This window comes from Xanthomarina sp. GH4-25 (assembly GCF_045363175.1).
Classification (GTDB): domain Bacteria; phylum Bacteroidota; class Bacteroidia; order Flavobacteriales; family Flavobacteriaceae; genus Xanthomarina.
On the sequence record NZ_JBJFLO010000010.1, the window covers coordinates 85,074 to 102,294 of the forward strand.

General features: G+C 33.2%; 9 protein-coding genes. 1 reads left to right on the forward strand and 8 read right to left on the reverse strand.

Going from position 1 to position 17,221, the window contains the following annotated elements:
* Positions 1 to 49: 49 nt before the first annotated feature.
* Positions 50 to 751, reverse strand: a complete 702-nt coding sequence (locus tag ACI5KZ_RS14080) for a phosphoadenylyl-sulfate reductase (RefSeq protein WP_406847986.1) — start codon at positions 749 to 751, stop codon at positions 50 to 52.
* 61 nt (positions 752 to 812) lie between these two features.
* Positions 813 to 1,082, reverse strand: a complete 270-nt coding sequence (locus ACI5KZ_RS14085; RefSeq protein ID WP_406847987.1) for a DUF1456 family protein — start codon at positions 1,080 to 1,082, stop codon at positions 813 to 815.
* A 225-nt stretch (positions 1,083 to 1,307) separates the two neighbouring features.
* Between ACI5KZ_RS14085 and ACI5KZ_RS14090 the strand changes: the two genes are divergently transcribed.
* Positions 1,308 to 1,709 (forward strand): hypothetical protein, encoded by a 402-nt coding sequence (locus tag ACI5KZ_RS14090; RefSeq protein ID WP_109309043.1) that lies wholly within the window; start codon positions 1,308 to 1,310, stop codon positions 1,707 to 1,709.
* Between the two features lie 82 nt (positions 1,710 to 1,791).
* On the opposite strand, the gene uvrB is transcribed toward ACI5KZ_RS14090, so the two are convergent.
* From uvrB to ACI5KZ_RS14120, 6 genes are all read right to left on the reverse strand, one after another.
* Positions 1,792 to 3,795, reverse strand: coding sequence for an excinuclease ABC subunit UvrB (gene uvrB, locus ACI5KZ_RS14095; RefSeq protein ID WP_109309042.1), 2,004 nt, complete (start codon positions 3,793 to 3,795; stop codon positions 1,792 to 1,794).
* Positions 3,796 to 3,839: 44 nt separating this feature from the next.
* Positions 3,840 to 7,004 carry a T9SS type B sorting domain-containing protein gene (locus ACI5KZ_RS14100; RefSeq protein WP_406847988.1) on the reverse strand — a complete coding sequence of 1,055 codons (3,165 nt, stop codon included), beginning with the start codon at positions 7,002 to 7,004 and terminating at the stop codon, positions 3,840 to 3,842.
* A 69-nt stretch (positions 7,005 to 7,073) separates the two neighbouring features.
* Complete coding sequence (locus ACI5KZ_RS14105; RefSeq protein WP_406847989.1) at positions 7,074 to 9,404, reverse strand: choice-of-anchor L domain-containing protein; 2,331 nt, start codon at positions 9,402 to 9,404, stop codon at positions 7,074 to 7,076.
* 78 nt (positions 9,405 to 9,482) lie between these two features.
* Positions 9,483 to 14,345, reverse strand: coding sequence for a choice-of-anchor L domain-containing protein (locus ACI5KZ_RS14110; RefSeq protein WP_406847990.1), 4,863 nt, complete (start codon positions 14,343 to 14,345; stop codon positions 9,483 to 9,485).
* Positions 14,346 to 14,438: 93 nt separating this feature from the next.
* Positions 14,439 to 16,277: a gliding motility-associated C-terminal domain-containing protein gene (locus ACI5KZ_RS14115; protein WP_406847991.1), complete on the reverse strand. Its 1,839-nt coding sequence runs from the start codon at positions 16,275 to 16,277 to the stop codon at positions 14,439 to 14,441.
* Between the two features lie 40 nt (positions 16,278 to 16,317).
* A partial coding sequence (locus tag ACI5KZ_RS14120; protein ID WP_406847992.1) for a T9SS type B sorting domain-containing protein occupies positions 16,318 to 17,221 on the reverse strand: 904 nt, incomplete at its 5' end.

Below are 17,221 nucleotides of genomic sequence, written 5' to 3' on the forward strand. Positions count from 1 at the left end.
TTTAGTTGATTAGTTAAAAGAGCAACATTAATTGTTGCTCTTTTCTTTGTTATAAATGCAAACCACATTCTGTTTTTGGGTTGTTGTTCCAACGTCCACTTCTATCTTCTCCAGGAACTGTACAATGGCTACATCCAATAGAGTTGTATCCTTGTGCAACTAATGGATGAAAAGGTAACTGGTGTTTTTCTATATAAGCATCTCTCTCTTCTTTGGTAATGTCTAACAGTGGATAGAATTTTAAAATCTCTCCACGCATTTCAAAAATATCTAGAGTAGATCTATGGTCGCTTTGCCATTCCATTAAACCAGAAACCCAGACTTTGTAATGTTTTTTGATAGTCTCTAATGGTCTTACTTTATTTATAGAACAACAGAAATCAGGATTTTTCTTCCAAGTTTCATCTTTTGTTGTAAACTCATGCTCTTCTTTAATAGCACTTATAGACTTTACATGTAAGCCATAGAGTTGTTCTAATTCTGCTTTGTATTTTAATGTTTCTTCAAAGTGATAACCAGTATCTATAAAGAAAACTGGTTGTTTTTTATTAACATCCGAAAATATTTTTAATAAAAAAGCTGAGGTTGCAGCAAAAGAACTCGTTAGCATAACATCTTGAATATCGAAATCTTTGTAGAGCTCTTTAATGCGATTTGTAGCTGAAAGCGACTTGTATTTTTTATTAAGTAACTGTATGCTCTCATCTGTAATTTCAGATGATTGAATGGTTGTAGGATTATTTAATATCATATTTAGGACTAATTAGTCTTATTTATGCAATGTAAGAATATTTAATAAACTATAAGAGAAGTTATTTATTTTTTTTTGGCTTTTTTGTAATAGGAGCTTTAGTTTTCTTTTTTGGCATAGGTCCACGAAGATGTATCACTAAACCGTTTAAAAAATTTCTTAAAATTTGATCACCACATTCCATGTAATTAGGATGGTCTTCTTTTCTAAAAAAGGCGCCTAACTCACTTTTTGAAATTCTAAAATCTACTAATTCTAAAATTTTTACTATTTCGTCGTCTCGAAGTTTTAAGGCAACTCTTAATTTTTTAAAGATATCGTTGTTAGTCATATACTGTAATTTTCTGTTTCTTTTTTCTCACAAAAGTAAAATAATCGATGAAATGCACAAGTGATTTAAATTTCTGAAAATCAGGTAGATACATATTTATTTATATAAAATGCAAGATTATAACGATAAAACGCAGGTTATTTTTCGACAAGTTACAAATTATAAGGGATTATCAAATAGTGTTTATAAGTATCTTTATAAAGTAAATATTAATCCATTCCTCTAATGATTAACAGGGTTGAAAAATTAAGTCTTTTGTCTGAAATGATTTCATTTGCCAAAAGCGAAAACGATTTAAAGCCAATTGAGTATAATTTTTTACTAGCAATTGCAAAACAACTTGAAATTTCAAGAGAAGATTTCGAATACCTTATCGAACATCCTATTAATTATATACATTTAGAATCTCATAGCGAACGAATTGTGCAGTTCCATAGATTGGTGTTATTAATGAATATTGATGATGAACATTCACATAAAGAAAGAATCAAGTTATTTAACTATGGTATTCGTATGGGTTTAAGTCATGAATCAATAAATAAAGTTTTATACTTAATGGAGAGTTTTCCTAATAAAATTGTTCCTCCAGATGTGCTTATTGACATTTTTAAAGTTCAATATAATTAAAAGCAACTCTAAAAAAAGTTGAAACATAAAATACCAATTAATTTGCATGAGGAATTACAGTCACTGTAATTTCAACCTAAAATTAACTTTTTAATTCTTCCAATTTTTCTTGATAAGCTTTAATCTCGTCTCTAAATTTTGCGGCTTGTAGAAAGTCTAAAGCTTTAGCAGCTTCTTCCATAAACTTTCGTTTTTCACGAATTTTCTTTTCCAATTCACCTTTCGAAAGATATTTGCTTTCAGGTTCTGCAGCTTTCAGTGCTTCTAATTCATAACTATAAGTACTCACGGAATTTTTTGATAAGGCATTGTCCAAACTCTTGTTTAAAGCTTTGGGAATGATATTGTTTTCTGTGTTATAAGCTATTTGTTTTTCGCGTCTGTAATTGGTTTCGTCGATGGTTTTTTGCATGCTTTTGGTTATTTTATCAGCATACATAATGGCTTTTCCATTCAGGTTTCTTGCAGCTCTACCAACGGTTTGCGTTAAAGATCTTGCAGAACGTAAAAAACCTTCTTTATCAGCATCTAAAATAGCTACTAAAGAAACTTCTGGTAAATCTAGCCCTTCACGTAGCAGATTGACACCTACCAAAACATCAAACATTCCAGCACGTAAATCTTGCATAATTTGCACGCGTTCCAACGTGTCCACATCACTATGGATATAACGACAACGTATCTGAATTCGATCTAGATATTTTGTCAACTCTTCAGCCATACGTTTAGTTAATGTTGTTACCAAGGTACGTTCATCTTTTTCTACACGAATTTGAATTTCTTCAATTAAATCATCTATCTGATTTAAGCTTGGTCGTACTTCAATAATTGGATCTAACAAACCAGTTGGACGAATGACTTGTTCTACATAAACACCATCTGTTTTTTGAAGTTCGTAATCTGCTGGAGTGGCACTCACATAAATGACTTGATTTTGTAAAGCTTCAAATTCTTCAAATTTTAAAGGTCTGTTGTCCATGGCTGCTGGTAACCTAAAGCCATATTCTACCAGGTTTTCTTTTCTGCTTCTATCTCCACCATACATGGCATGAACTTGAGAAATGGTGACGTGACTCTCGTCTACAACCATTAAATAATCGTCTGGAAAATAGTCTAATAAACAGAAAGGTCTTGTGCCTGGCTGTCTGCCGTCTAGATACCTAGAATAGTTTTCAATTCCAGAGCAGTAGCCTAATTCACGAATCATTTCTAAATCGAATTCGGTTCTTTCTTTGAGCCTTTTGGCTTCTAAATGTTTGCCTATTTCTTTAAAATAATCGTATTGTTTTACTAGATCATCCTGAATACTTTTTATAGCTCCTTGAAGGACTTCAGGCGATGTTACAAACATGTTTGCAGGATAGATATTGACTCTATCATATTTTTCAATCACTTCATTGGTTTGAATGTTGAAAGCTTCAATGTCTTCAATTTCATCACCAAAAAAATGAATCCTAAATGCGTGATCGTCATAACTAGGGAAAATATCTACTGTATCTCCTTTGATTCTAAAGTTTCCATGATTAAATTCAGCCTCAGTTCTAGAATATAAGCTTTGAACCAATCGATGAAGTAATTTGGTTCGAGAAATAATCTGATCTTTTTCAATAGAAATTACATTTTTCTGAAATTCCACAGGGTTTCCAATACCATACAAACAAGATACCGATGCAACTACCAGCACATCTCGTCTTCCAGAGAGCAAGGAAGATGTGGTGCTTAATCGCATTTTTTCAATCTCTTCGTTAATGGAGAGATCTTTTTCAATATAAACACCAGAGACTGGAATGTAAGCTTCAGGCTGATAATAATCGTAATAAGAGACAAAATATTCAACGGCATTTTCAGGAAAGAACTGTTTAAATTCGGAATATAATTGCGCTGCTAAGGTTTTATTGTGAGCTAGAACCAAAGTAGGTTTTTGTACTCTTTCTATAACATTGGCAACGGTAAATGTTTTTCCGGAACCAGTAACTCCTAATAAGGTTTGATATTTGTCTTGCGCATCAAGACCTTCAGCTAATTGGTTAATAGCTGCTGGTTGATCTCCTGTTGGACTGAATTCTGATTGTATCTTGAATTTCATGCCTTAAAATTACGTAAAAAAATGATGCTTTTGCGCCAAATATACTATCGCTTTAAGGTGAAATGACCTTTGAGTTGTTCTCCAGATTTTAAATTGATAAGATACCAATAATCATTGGTCTCCAAAGGATATCCATTAAAGACGCCGTTCCAACTTTTATGTTGAAGAGATACTTGTTTTAATAATTTTCCATACCTATTAAAAATGAAAATTTCTTCAATTGTATTCTGAGGGTCTATTATTTGCCATACGTCATTATATCCATCATTATTCGGAGTGAAAAATGGAGGAATATAAAGGGTGTTCGTATTTTTAATTTCAAACTGAAGGAATTTTAAAACACATCCATTAACATCTTGAACATATAATGTATGGATGCCATTTGTAAGATTAAGGAATGTAGGATTTGATTGAAAAATTTGATTATCTACAGCATATTCATAGCTAATACTTGTGTCTGTCATGACTACTGTTATCGAATTGTTATTAATAACAATGTTTGTTGCATCAAGAGTGAAATTTGTAGCAGGATAAATAGTTACAATAAAACTACTCTCATTAGAACAAATATTTGGAGCCGTTCCAGTTTCATTATAAATATAAACAGTTTGGGACGTTGAAGTAATATCTCCAGCATTTAGTTGTGTTCCCGTTCCGTTGGTTCCAGTAAAATAAGTGCCATTTATTAGATTAGGAAGAATATATTCTGAACAAATAAATACATCTGAAATAGTGTCTACTGGAGGAGCACCTGCAATAGTTATATTGAAATTACTCTCATTAGAACAGATATTTGGAGCCGTTCCAGTTTCATTATAAATATAAATGGTTTGGGTGGTAGAAATAACATCTCCAGGATTTAGTTGAGTGCCAGTTCCATTGGTGCCAGTAAAATAAGTTCCATTAGTTAAAGCTGGAAGAGTGTAACTTGAACACCCATTATAATCTGATATGGTGTCTACAGGAGGTGTTCCAGAAATGGTTACTGTAAAACTACTCTCATTAGAACAGATATTTGGAGCCGTTCCAGTTTCGTTATAAATATAAATGGTTTGGGTGGTAGAAATAACATCTCCAGGATTTAGTTGAGTGCCAGTTCCATTGGTGCTAGTAAAATAAGTACCATTAGTCAATGCAGGAAGCGTATAGTTTGTACAAACAATTTGATTAGAGATGGTATCTACTGGAGGGTTTCCAGTAATGGTGACGTTAAAACTACTTTCGTTTGAACAGATATTTGGAGCCGTTCCAGTTTCATTATAAATATAAATGGTTTGGGTGGTAGAAATAACATCTCCAGGATTTAGTTGAGTGCCAGTTCCATTGGTGCCAGTAAAATAAGTTCCATTAGTTAAAGCTGGAAGAGTGTAACTTGAACACCCATTATAATCTGATATGGTGTCTACAGGAGGTGTTCCAGAAATGGTTACTGTAAAATTACTCTCATTAGAACAGATATTTGGAGCCGTTCCAGTTTCGTTATAAATATAAATGGTTTGGGTGGTAGAAATAACATCTCCAGGATTTAGTTGAGTGCCAGTTCCATTGGTGCTAGTAAAATAAGTACCATTAGTCAATGCAGGAAGCGTATAGTTTGTACAAACAATTTGATTAGAGATGGTATCTACTGGAGGGTTTCCAGTAATGGTGACGTTAAAACTACTTTCGTTTGAACAGATATTTGGAGCCGTTCCAGTTTCATTATAAATATAAATGGTTTGGGTGGTAGAAATAACATCTCCAGGATTTAGTTGAGTGCCAGTTCCATTGGTGCCAGTAAAATAAGTTCCATTAGTTAAAGCTGGAAGAGTGTAACTTGAACACCCATTATAATCTGATATGGTGTCTACAGGAGGTGTTCCAGAAATGGTTACTGTAAAACTACTCTCATTAGAACAGATATTTGGAGCCGTTCCAGTTTCGTTATAAATATAAATGGTTTGGGTGGTAGAAATAACATCTCCAGGATTTAGTTGAGTGCCAGTTCCATTGGTGCCAGTAAAATAAGTACCATTAGTCAATGCTGGAAGCGTATAGTTTGTACAAACAATTTGATTAGAGATGGTATCTACTGGAGGATTTGTGACATATAATTGAGCAGCATGACTTACAAGATCACAAGTAACCGATGTCATTTCACAATAGTATTGGTTATTATCAAAACTAATAGGAATATTATTTATGGTTAAAGTACTTGTTGTAGCTCCTGAATAGGTCGCATTATTCGTGATATTTACCCAATTTCCTGAACTGTCAAGAACTTTCCATTGATAAGTATAAACGCCAGTATCAATAGAAACAGAAAAACTTGTAGCATTGTTTTCGCAGACAGTTTGAGAAGTTGGGTGTGTGATGTTAGGAGTTGTTGTTGTAATTGGATCTGCAACATGTATCCCAAGATTAGAACAATATTCTTCAGGATCTATTAGAAAATTGGTAGCATCAAAGGTTGATTGTGGTTGATTGACATTTGGATTTCTAATAATGGTATAACCTCTTTCATTAGGAGCCTCAACAACATCAATAACAACACCATTTTTAAGAAGCTTTATTTCATCATTATCATTAATTCCAGCAGGAAGTGAGATGTCTGGAGTCACACTACATACATTTTCAGAAGAAGCCATTTCAATAATATATGTGCTGAAAGCAGCTATCGAACCTGTCAGTGGTGTTGAAACGCTAGGCGTTGTGTTTCCAATATCACCAAATCTTTGAACTTCATAAATACCATCAAGCGCTATAGCCGAATTTGTCGGATTGTAAAGTTCAAAAACGCCATAACTACCCGTAAGCGCATCGTAAATTTCAGAAATAAAAACATCTCCAGTGATATCGCATTCTGAATTTATAATCGTAAAATTAGAGGCACTAATTCCTGTGCAACCTCCAGTGCTAATAATACTTATAGTGTTAGAATTAATAACTCCAGTAGGAACATAAGCTGTAATTTCTGTGTCATTAACAATGGTGAAGCTTGAAGATACTCCATCAAAAAACACAGACGCTGCATTGGTAAAATTACTGCCAGTTATGGTTATTAACGTGTTCTCTGGACCCTCTGAAAGAGAAAAAGTTGAAATAATTGGGTTTGGACAAAACGTGTTAATTTCGCTTGCAGAGATAATATTTTTATTATTGTTTGCAAAACTATTGTTAAGGCACAAAAAGGCACAGATAATCGTTGATAAAAATAAAAGATGTTTCATTAAAAAATAATTAGCAAGTAAAAATAGGAAATAAATTAAAGATTCAACGTTATGTGATTGTTACTTTAATTATCGCTTTAAAGAAAAATGTCCACGATATTCTTTTCCATCGGCTAAAGTAATAATAAACCAATAATCATCGCTTGGTAATAAATAGCCATTAAAAGTACCATCCCAACCAGAACCTAAAGCATTTAATTCTTTTATGAGTTTTCCATAACGGTCAAAAATCTTTGTTCTAGCAAAGATTTCCAAATTGTTTAAACCTATTGGATTCCAGGTATCGTTATAACCATCTCCATTTGGTGTAAAAAACTTTGGAAAACCCAATACAGAAACTTCTACAGGAATAACACCACAACCGTTTTTATCTTGAATGTAAACTGTATGGTATCCAGGTGGCACATTGGAAAAAGTGTTGCTGTTTTGATAAAAACCATTATCTAAAGCATACTCGTAATCTCCTTCACCAGAGACAATAATGGTAATTGAATTATTACTTGATGCTTCTGAAACTATTATGTCTTCTATAGTTGCTATGTTTGAAGGAAGCACAGTTATGGTTCTTGAGGTTGAACAACCGTCGATATTAGTAGCGGTTACAGTGTAAATGCCAATCTCGTTTGCTGAAATCTGTTCTGTGTTAAGCATTAAATCAACTCCATCTAATTGCCATTGATAACTAAAGTCTGAAGGGTCTCCAGATAATAAACCAGTTTCTAAAAGAAATGTCTGAGGAAAAAGATTTAAACAATACATTATTTCTTCGTCTGGTGCTAATTCTGGACTTGGATAAACTATTAGATAAATGGAAGCATAGGCGAAGCAAATACCATTATCCACTATTTGGACATATAAGTTATCAAAATCTGGTGTGTCTGTATTTTCATACGTACCTGATAATGGATTCGATTGATTTTCTAGATCTTCTTGAGACTCATAGAAGGTTACAATTGCAGTATTTGGCACACTGTTTTGAGACAAGACAAATGCCCCCATATCATCTAGGTTAAAACTGGTAATACCATCGTTTGTTTCGTCATCACAAGCTGGATATAATGGTAAAACAATACGGTTATTTGCAAAATCTAAAGCAACTTCAACTACAGAAATACAACCATTAGCATTTGAGACTCTGGCATAAACTATTTGATTTAACGAGGTGTTATCAAAGCTTGTTGGTGTTGGTATTGGGCTTGCTCCAGTGTTGGCTTCAGCTTCTGAAAAATAAAACCCGTCAATAAATAAAGTATTGTCATTATTTGTGATATCTGCTTCTGCATCGAACAAATTGTAAGTTGTAAAACCATCTAAATTGTAATCGCAATTAATGAGTGTGGTATTAAAAACAATAGGATCAGGAGCTATTTCTATAACCACTTCGCCATAAGAAAAACATGTACCATCTATGATGACTTCCACGCTGTAAGTCCCAGCATCTGTAACTAAATAGGTAGGATTGGTTTCTAACAGAATTTCAATACCATTTTTAAACCATTTATAAGTATTCATTCCTGGTTGATTGGCATCTAACAATATCGTTTCGTTGGTACAAAGAGCAGTGTTGTTTGCAATTATTAAATCTGGACCTAAATTGGTATTTAGTTGAAAACTACCAGCCTCCAGGAAAACAGCCGAATCGTATCTGTAGTTTTGTTCGTCTGCAATAACCAATTTTACATGGTACGTTTCATTAGGGATAACATCTGCAATAGCTGTTAAAATAGCTGTTTGGCCATTAAAATTAATAGGTGCTGTTGCATCATTCCAACTTCCAAAATAAGTTTCGTTAATAGGACTACAAGCGCCTGGAATTCCAGAATGCACCGTCGTAACTTTAACAGGTGTTGAGGTTCCAGGAACTAAGGCGATATTTTCGTATTCGGTTTCTGTTTCTTTTCGGATTAAAAATCCAAACAAATCGGAATATTGACAGGTATTACTATTGCCTTCTTGGTATTCTTCGGAAGCAAAAAGATATCTAAAACTAATTTGGTCAGCAACGGCTTTGAAATTGAATTCTAAAATGGTGGCATTTATTGTATTCGACTCCTGTAATGCATATTCTAAATCGGCATCTCCAACCCAGCCAGCTGCATCATCATCACTTAAAGTAGTATTTGGACCTTGCACATTGGTTATTGTTCCAGTACTTAAAACCACGCCATTTTGAAATGGAAACGTAGAACCATTCCTTTCAAAATACCCATAACTAGCATCTGTACCATTAAAATTTCCACCAACAACATTAGTAACTACGACATCTGTAATGCAATTGCTGTCTATTAAAATATCTTCAATGAGTTCTTGAGGAGAATACGTTCTACTATCTGTGGTCACGTTTTGAGAAAACAGGACACAGGAAACCAATAAAAATGTGACTAATAAAAAGGGCTTCATGAATAGTAATTAGTTTGCAAAGATAACTAATACTAATTTTTTAAAGGAATAAAGTTATTAAAGACTTGAGGTGTTTTTTTATCTCTTCAAAGCAAAATGTCGTTTCACTTCAAAAGAAATGTCATCTTTTTTAACTTGAGCTAAAAACCAATAATCATTAGATGGCATAAGTTTACCTCTATAGGTTCCATCCCAACCTGGTGAACTATGATTTAGGGTTTTTATTAACTTCCCATATCTATCAAAAATATAAACAACTGTTCCTTCTAGTTGATTAACTCCAGTAATGTGCCAAGTATCGTTATAACCATCGTTATTTGGTGTGAAAAATAAAGGTGCATCAATGATAACAATTTCTTTGATAGCAGATGCACAACCATTTAAATCGATAACTTCTATAATATGTGGTCCTAAAGTAACGTTGTAAAATACATTTGACTCTTGAGGAACACCATGATCTAACGTATATAAATAATTTCCAATACCACTGATGGTAACCGTTATGTTATTCGGGTTCGAGAAATCGACGGTTTCAGTAAATTCTATGGTTGCTTGTTCAGATTCTATGACGTTAAACGACGAGGAAGTTTGACAGCCATTTATGGACGTAACAGTTACAGAATATGTGCCAATTTGAGTGATTTCAATTTCAGGAGTTGTTGCATTTGTTGACCATAAATAGGTGTCGTCTGCAAAGCCAGTTTCTGCTGAAACCACTAAAGGTAAATTGTCTAAACAAACGGTTTGGTCTGGAATATTTACGTCTGGTTTTCTGTTTACAATCGCACTAAAAGACGTTGTACTAAAGCAACCTGTGGTGTTATTCTCAATTCTTACATAGATTATTTGCTGGTCGAAAGCATTGTAATTTAAATCTAAAATAGCATTGGTGTTATCTATAGCTTCTTCTTCTAATTCAAAATAATTAACGGTAAATTGGTTCGGATTTTGTGTTCCAAGAACAAATGGAGTTTGTTGCGATAAATCGAAAAACAGCATACTGTCAAAATCGTCATCACAAGCCATTAAATTTGGTGGCTGATTTGCTATCGGACTTGGATTTACCAATAAATTAAACGATGCAATAGTAACACAACCTGTGTCTGTATTTAAGGCATTTACAAAAATAGTGTCGTTGTTAGACATGTATGTGTAATCTGCAGCTAACGGGTTTTGAGTATTTTGAGCATCTGTTAAATTGGCATAGAATGAAACATCGATGGGTGCTTGAGTTCCAATTAAATCTTCTACAATATTTAATAAATCAAATGAATTTGAATCGTTTTCACAAGTCTCTATGGTAGTTGTATTAATGGTAGGAGGTACGTTTACAATTAAATCTAACGGAATGGTTACATAACAGTTAGAAACCGTATTTGTCACTCTTATATATACCGTTTGAGGATTGGATGTATTGTTATAAGCACTTGGATTTGGAATGGTAACATCGTTATTTTCAACATCAAGGATTGTTTCATGATAGGTGACAAGAATATCGTTTTGTCTGATATCTAAAACTTCGGTTTCTGAAACCGTTAAGTCAAAACTAGCAGAACCGTCTTGATCTGTGTCGCAATGCGTTAAAGCTGAAGCTGAATTCACCAAAGGTACTTGAATAACATTCAAACCAAACTCTGCAATGGCATGACAATAAGTACCATTTTCAACACGAGCATAAATTTGCTGAGGGTTGGTTTGGTTGGTATAGTCTAGTGGTAATTGGTTTTCTTCGTTTTCAGCATCAATTAAATTTTCATAAAATGTAATGGTTAATGTTTCAGGACTGTTTTGTGACATGAGGGTAATAATGCCATTTAAATCGAAAGACTCTTGACTATCATTAGAGATATCATCACATAAATAGGTGTCTAAAGGAGCGTCGAAAACTGGAACTGAACCTACTTCAATAATAAATGAAGATACTTCAAAACAACTTTGATCGCTTATGTTTTCTACACGTACATGAATATTTTGAGGATTTGTTTGGTTGGTATAAGCAGCCGATTTATCTAAAATATTAGTTCTATTTAATGCATCACTAGCATTTTCAAAATACAACACACGTTTGCCTGCTTGTCCATTTAAAATTTCTGCATCTTTATCTTCAAAATAGAAATCGGCAGTTTGATTGCCATCAATTTCGCAATTTCTAAAATTTGAAATTTCAGAGATTATAGGTAACGTATTTACAGTAATCTCAAAATCTACTAATGCATAACAGGTTGTAATATCGCTTTCTATTCTAACATATACCGTTTGTGTATTTGCATTGTAAGCTGTAGTATTAGGAATGGCATTTGAATCGGCATTGGCATCATCTTCAGACGTATGAAATGTGATGTTTAAATTTGTTGTATTGGATACTATCTCAGAGATTTTAGCATCTAAATCTATAATATAAAATGCATCCTGATCGTTGTCGCATATAACCACATCTATAGGTTGTGTAACCGTTGGAGCAGGAATGACGTTGATTTCTAGAGGAGATACATCATAACAGTTAGTATCAGAGTTTGTTACTCTTACATAAACTATTTGAGGATTGCTAATATTTGTATAAAATGGTGGTAAGATGTTTTGCATATCATCTGCATCTTCTTGAGTTAGAAAATATCTTACTACAGGATTAGCAATACCTGTGCTTACATAACTATCAAAAGTAGCTAATTCAATAGTTGTAAAACCATCGTCGTCTGTGTCGCAATAATCAACTGGCTCTAATGGTTGAATAATGGTAGCAGGATCTATAACTAAATTTATTTCAGAAAAATAAGTGCAATCTGTACTTTCAATCGTTATAAATAATGGATGTGGACTGGAAGTGACTTCGTATAATTGTGTAACATCTATTGGGTTAACTTCGTTTGTTTGATCGTCTTCTGTTTCGTAAAACGTAATGATGGTGTTTTCCAGATTATTTACAATATTATTACCAATATTTTCTAAGTTAAAATTAGCAATACCATCATTAGAAGCATCATCACAGACACTATAATCTCTAATATTAGTTGAAGAATCTAAAATATTAGCATGTAACTCTATTGCTGTAATAGCTATACAACCAGTTAAATCATCAATAACTCTTATATATACTGTTTGGACATTTGGCGTCGTGTTTTCGAAATCTGTAATGTTTGTAATTGGATTGTCCCCTGTTTGAGCATCCTCATAAGTTACATGGAAAGTAACAGAGACACCAGTTAATCCAGCTAATACATCGTCTACAATGGATGTTAAGTCAAAGGTTTCAAGGCCATCACCATCCTGTTCACAAGCATTAATAGTTTGTGTTTCCGTATTAATATTAGGGTTGTCTAAGACCGTTATTACAATAAATGTTGTGTTAATACAACCTGTAGTGGCATCTATAACTCTAATAAAAAGTTGTTCTGTTTGGTTGGTATTGACATAAGGCGAAGGAATGGGGTTTGTTCCATCATCTGCTTCAGCTTGTGAATAATGGTATGTTACTATTAAGTTGGGATTACCACTAGTAACTTCGTCGTTAATTTGCGTTAAGTCAATTTGTGTAAAACCATCAGATGTGGTATCATCACACACGTCTAAAGGTTGCGGGGCTGTAATAACGGGTAAGGGATTTACAACCAAATTAAAGTTTGCAAAAGCCATACAGCCATTATCTAAATCTTCAATTCTAACAAAAATTGATTGTGGGTTAGCCGTATTTTGAATAGGTGTTGTTATGGGGTTGATATTGTTTTGAGCTTCAGATAAACTATAATGGTAGCTAATACTATAATTTGAAGCTGGTACAGCGCTAATAACTTCAGAATCTTTTGTACTTAAATCGAATGTTTCAATACCATCATTACTAACATCATCACATATTTCATAATCAGCAATATCTCCTGCTGATTGTTCTGAGTTAAGTGTGACTATTATTTCATCCTCAATAACACATGTTGTATTACTAATAGGAATACTAATAACTACTGTATAAGAACCTGTAGTTACAGCTGATAATGTTTCAGAGTTTTCGCCACCTAGAAGCTGTCCGTCTAAAAACCATTGGTAAGTTGCTAATGTATTTTGAGTGTCTGCGTTTAAAAGAACATTATCTGAACAAGTAGTAATGTCTGGACCTAAATCTACAGTTGCATTAAAACTATTTCCTTCAATAAATACAGCCGAATCAAAATTTTCATCTGATTGGTCTGCAATAACTAATTTAATATGATATTGTACGTTTGGTTGGATGGCAGCAGTTGCTGATAAGACCGTAGTTCTTCCATTAAAATTAGTGTCTCCAAGATTGTGGCCTTCAAAATATTGTTCGTTTTCTGCAGGACAGAAACCAACGACTTCTTCGTGTACAGTATTTGTATTTACTGGAATACTTGTACCTGGAACCAAAGCCACATTTTGGTATGGAACAGCAGAACCAGTCGGCTTTATTAAAAAAGCAAATCCATCTGAATACTCACAAGGGTAATTGGCATAATATTCTTCAGAAGCTAGTATGTAATTAAATTGCACCTGATTAGATACTGAAATAAAATCAAATTCAATCGAAGTTGCATTTAGAGTATTTGTTATTCCTAGTGCATTTTCTAGGTCGGCATCTGTTCCCCAGGTAGTTTCACCTTCATTTAAAGGATTAGCATTTACTGTGTTTCCTGCTGCGACAGCAGATCCTGTTGAAAGTAATATACCATTTTCAAATGGGAAATTTGAACTTGCTTTTTCAAAGTAGCCATAACTAGCTATTTGATTTACAGATCCATTACTGTTGGATTGGATGTTAGTAACTTCAACACAACCTTGAATTAGGTGTGTTTCAATCAGTTCGTTTAATGGTACATTATCGTTAATTGTAATCTGCTGAGCAAAGGAGTTTTGAACAAAAACTATAAATATAATAACTAGAAAATAGTTACATATGGGATATTTCGAGGTTTTCCAGTTCATATTTACTTTCAATAGAATGCGATTTTGGGATTAATCTGCGAGCAAAGTAATCAAAAATTAGACAAAACGCAAAAAATAACGATAAAATGCACAATTTAACATTTTTTACCTATTTAGGTAGACCCAACCTGTTTGGGTTTTGTAATTGTTATCGTTCAAGTAAAGTACAAAAAAATAAGTTCCTGTAGGTAATATTTTGCCGGTATTATTCAAGCCTTTGTTGGCTTTACCCATCCAGGGGGTGTCATTATTGCCTTCAAAAATTAGTGTGCCATACCTATTATATATTAGTAATTGGTGATTTTCGAAAATATCGTATAATCCTTGGATGTTAAACCAATCGTTATAACCATCATTGTTTGGTGTGAAAACTTGAGGGATTTGTGGTGGACAATTTTCTACGAATAAATTGAAATAATACGTATCGTAACATGGATGGTTTTCTACTTTTAAATAGATGCTTTGAGGTTCGGTTGTGTTTTGAAAATAACTTGGGTTTAAGATTTCGTTAGAGTCATTTTGTAAATCTTCAAGTGTTAAATAAAAAGTCGTAGGTTCTCCATTGGTATTAATTGCATCGAGCTGTATTGTTAAATCAAAATAGGCTTTATTAAAACCTTCATCACAGCTGGTTAGAGGAAGAAGAGGTATTATTTCAATTTCAAGTAATTGAATGTCTTGGGATGCCAGGTTGTTTAATTCATTTAATTCTGTAACAATTCCTGTTCCATCTCCAATATCATCAACAACGACTGTTATTGATATTTCGTTTGGAAGATCATCGGGAATTGTTAAAGTAGTTTGTCCAATTTCAAAACCACCAATATCAATTTGATTTGTTGTTTGACTTGTACCAACCAATACATTATCTGCATAAAAAGCTATAGGTGTATTTCCTGGTAGGAATTCAGTGCTATTGTTATTGAATACTGTATAATCTATAATAATTTGTCTGTTAGAACATTCGAGATCAATGGCATTAATTTGAACAGTTGCATCTGGAAGCTGACTGTTTAAAACTGTAATAATGTTATTAATAATAATTAAATCTGCTTGCAGATTACCATTAATATCTAGATCTCCAGTGGTTAATTTTATTTCTACAGAAGTGTCACCAATGGTAATATTATTTTGAATATCATAGGCGTCAATGTCACCATTGTAAAAATCACTACTATTTGTAAAGGTATTGGTTCCATTAAATGCGTTGTTAGCGGGGTTTAATGGTGGATTTGAAATAATATTGTTATTGATTAAAAGAGATTCTCCGTAATTGAGAAGCGAATCTCCTTCCCAAGCAAGAAAACCAATTTTAGCACCTTCATTATCTAAAACATTCACATTATCTAAGATGATGGTTTTCTCTCTAATATTTCTGTTTATAATATCGAGTCCTTGAAATAAATTTACTTGGTTTAAAGGAAAGTTGATATCTTCATATATTACATAAACACACCAGCCAGCAAAATTGGTTCTATTTGCACAATAACCAACATTGTTTTCTAAAGTTTCTGAAATATCCAGATTAGAAAACGTATAGGTTGCATTACCAATGGTTGTTATTAAGTTTGTAATATCTGTATAAGATGAAAAATATGGAAGGACGCCGTAATTTGGGTCATCGAATTCAATAAGATATGTTTCATCGGCAATAATTGTTTGATTGTTTAAACTCACTTCTGGATCCCCCTCACCAGATCCAGCCCAGTAGAGGTAGGCTGCAATAATTTGAGTATTCGCAGGTATAAGTAATTCGGCTTGAGATTCTGATAGAATGTCACAAAAATCCCGTTCAATATTATTTTCAAACCTATTTAAAGTGTTACCAAATGCTAAATAATCATATCGACCATTAAATTGTTGAAACAACGTAATCTCTTGACTAAAAGCAAAACTAGAAGCAAGTAAATTAAATAGAAAAACATGTTTAAAAAATCGAAACATTCAATTCGTTTTATTGAAATAAATGTACAACTTTTTAAGTTTAACGTTTTAAAGTAAAGTGACTTTTAAATTCTCTTCCATCTTGTAATGTTGCAGAAAACCAGTAATCGTCTGCTGGTAATGGTTCACCGTTAAAAGTACCGTCCCAGCCAGTTCCTAGAGGATTTAGTTGTTTTACCAATTTTCCATATCTATCAAAAATACGAATCATAGTATTAGGTTGGAATAAACCAGAAATTCCTTTGACATTCCAGGTATCGTTAAATCCATCGGCATTAGGAGTGAAGAATTTAGGGAATCCAATCACATTAACATCATATGTTACAATTCCACAATCGTTTTTAATATCTCTAACGGCTACTGTATAAATACCTCCATAGACATTATAAAATATGTTACTTGTTTGATATGTAGCATATAAGCCATCTTGATCGTAAAGGGCGTATTCATATTCACCTTCACCAGAGACTAAAACAGTAATGGTGTTATTTTCTGTAGCATCTACTACAATAATATCGTTAAAAGTGGCTGTATTTGATGGCTCAACAATAATATTTCTAGAAACAGAACATCCAAAGATATTAGTAGCAGTTACAGTATACGTGCCAATTGCATTTATATGAATGGTTTCAGTTGTTTCTCCATTAGACCATAAATAGGTGTAATTAGTAGTAGAATCGTTTAGAATTCCAGCTTCTAAAGGAATGGTTAGTGGAAAGGTATTTAAACAATATAAAACTGTTTCGTCTTCTTCAAGTTCGGGCAAAACATTTACAGTAATATACACCTCGCTAATACCATAACAAGCATTGTTGTTTTCTGCTCTAGCATAAATAGTTTGGTTGTAAGGATCTGTGTTGTTAAATGTAGAGGCTAATTCGTTTTGTTCTAAAAGTGCATCTTGATAGGTTTCGTAAAAGGTAATAGGAAACGTAATTCCATTT

Bases quoted from the DNA above. Each gene is read 5' to 3' on its own strand.
- ACI5KZ_RS14080 (WP_406847986.1), bottom strand. From the start codon at position 751: ATGATATTAAATAATCCTACAACCATTCAATCATCTGAAATTACAGAT.
- ACI5KZ_RS14085 (WP_406847987.1), bottom strand. From the start codon at position 1,082: ATGACTAACAACGATATCTTTAAAAAATTAAGAGTTGCCTTAAAACTT.
- ACI5KZ_RS14105 (WP_406847989.1), bottom strand. From the start codon at position 9,404: ATGAAGCCCTTTTTATTAGTCACATTTTTATTGGTTTCCTGTGTCCTG.
- ACI5KZ_RS14115 (WP_406847991.1), bottom strand. From the start codon at position 16,277: ATGTTTCGATTTTTTAAACATGTTTTTCTATTTAATTTACTTGCTTCT.
- uvrB (WP_109309042.1), bottom strand. From the start codon at position 3,795: ATGAAATTCAAGATACAATCAGAATTCAGTCCAACAGGAGATCAACCA.
- ACI5KZ_RS14090 (WP_109309043.1), top strand. From the start codon at position 1,308: ATGATTAACAGGGTTGAAAAATTAAGTCTTTTGTCTGAAATGATTTCA.
- ACI5KZ_RS14100 (WP_406847988.1), bottom strand. From the start codon at position 7,004: ATGAAACATCTTTTATTTTTATCAACGATTATCTGTGCCTTTTTGTGC.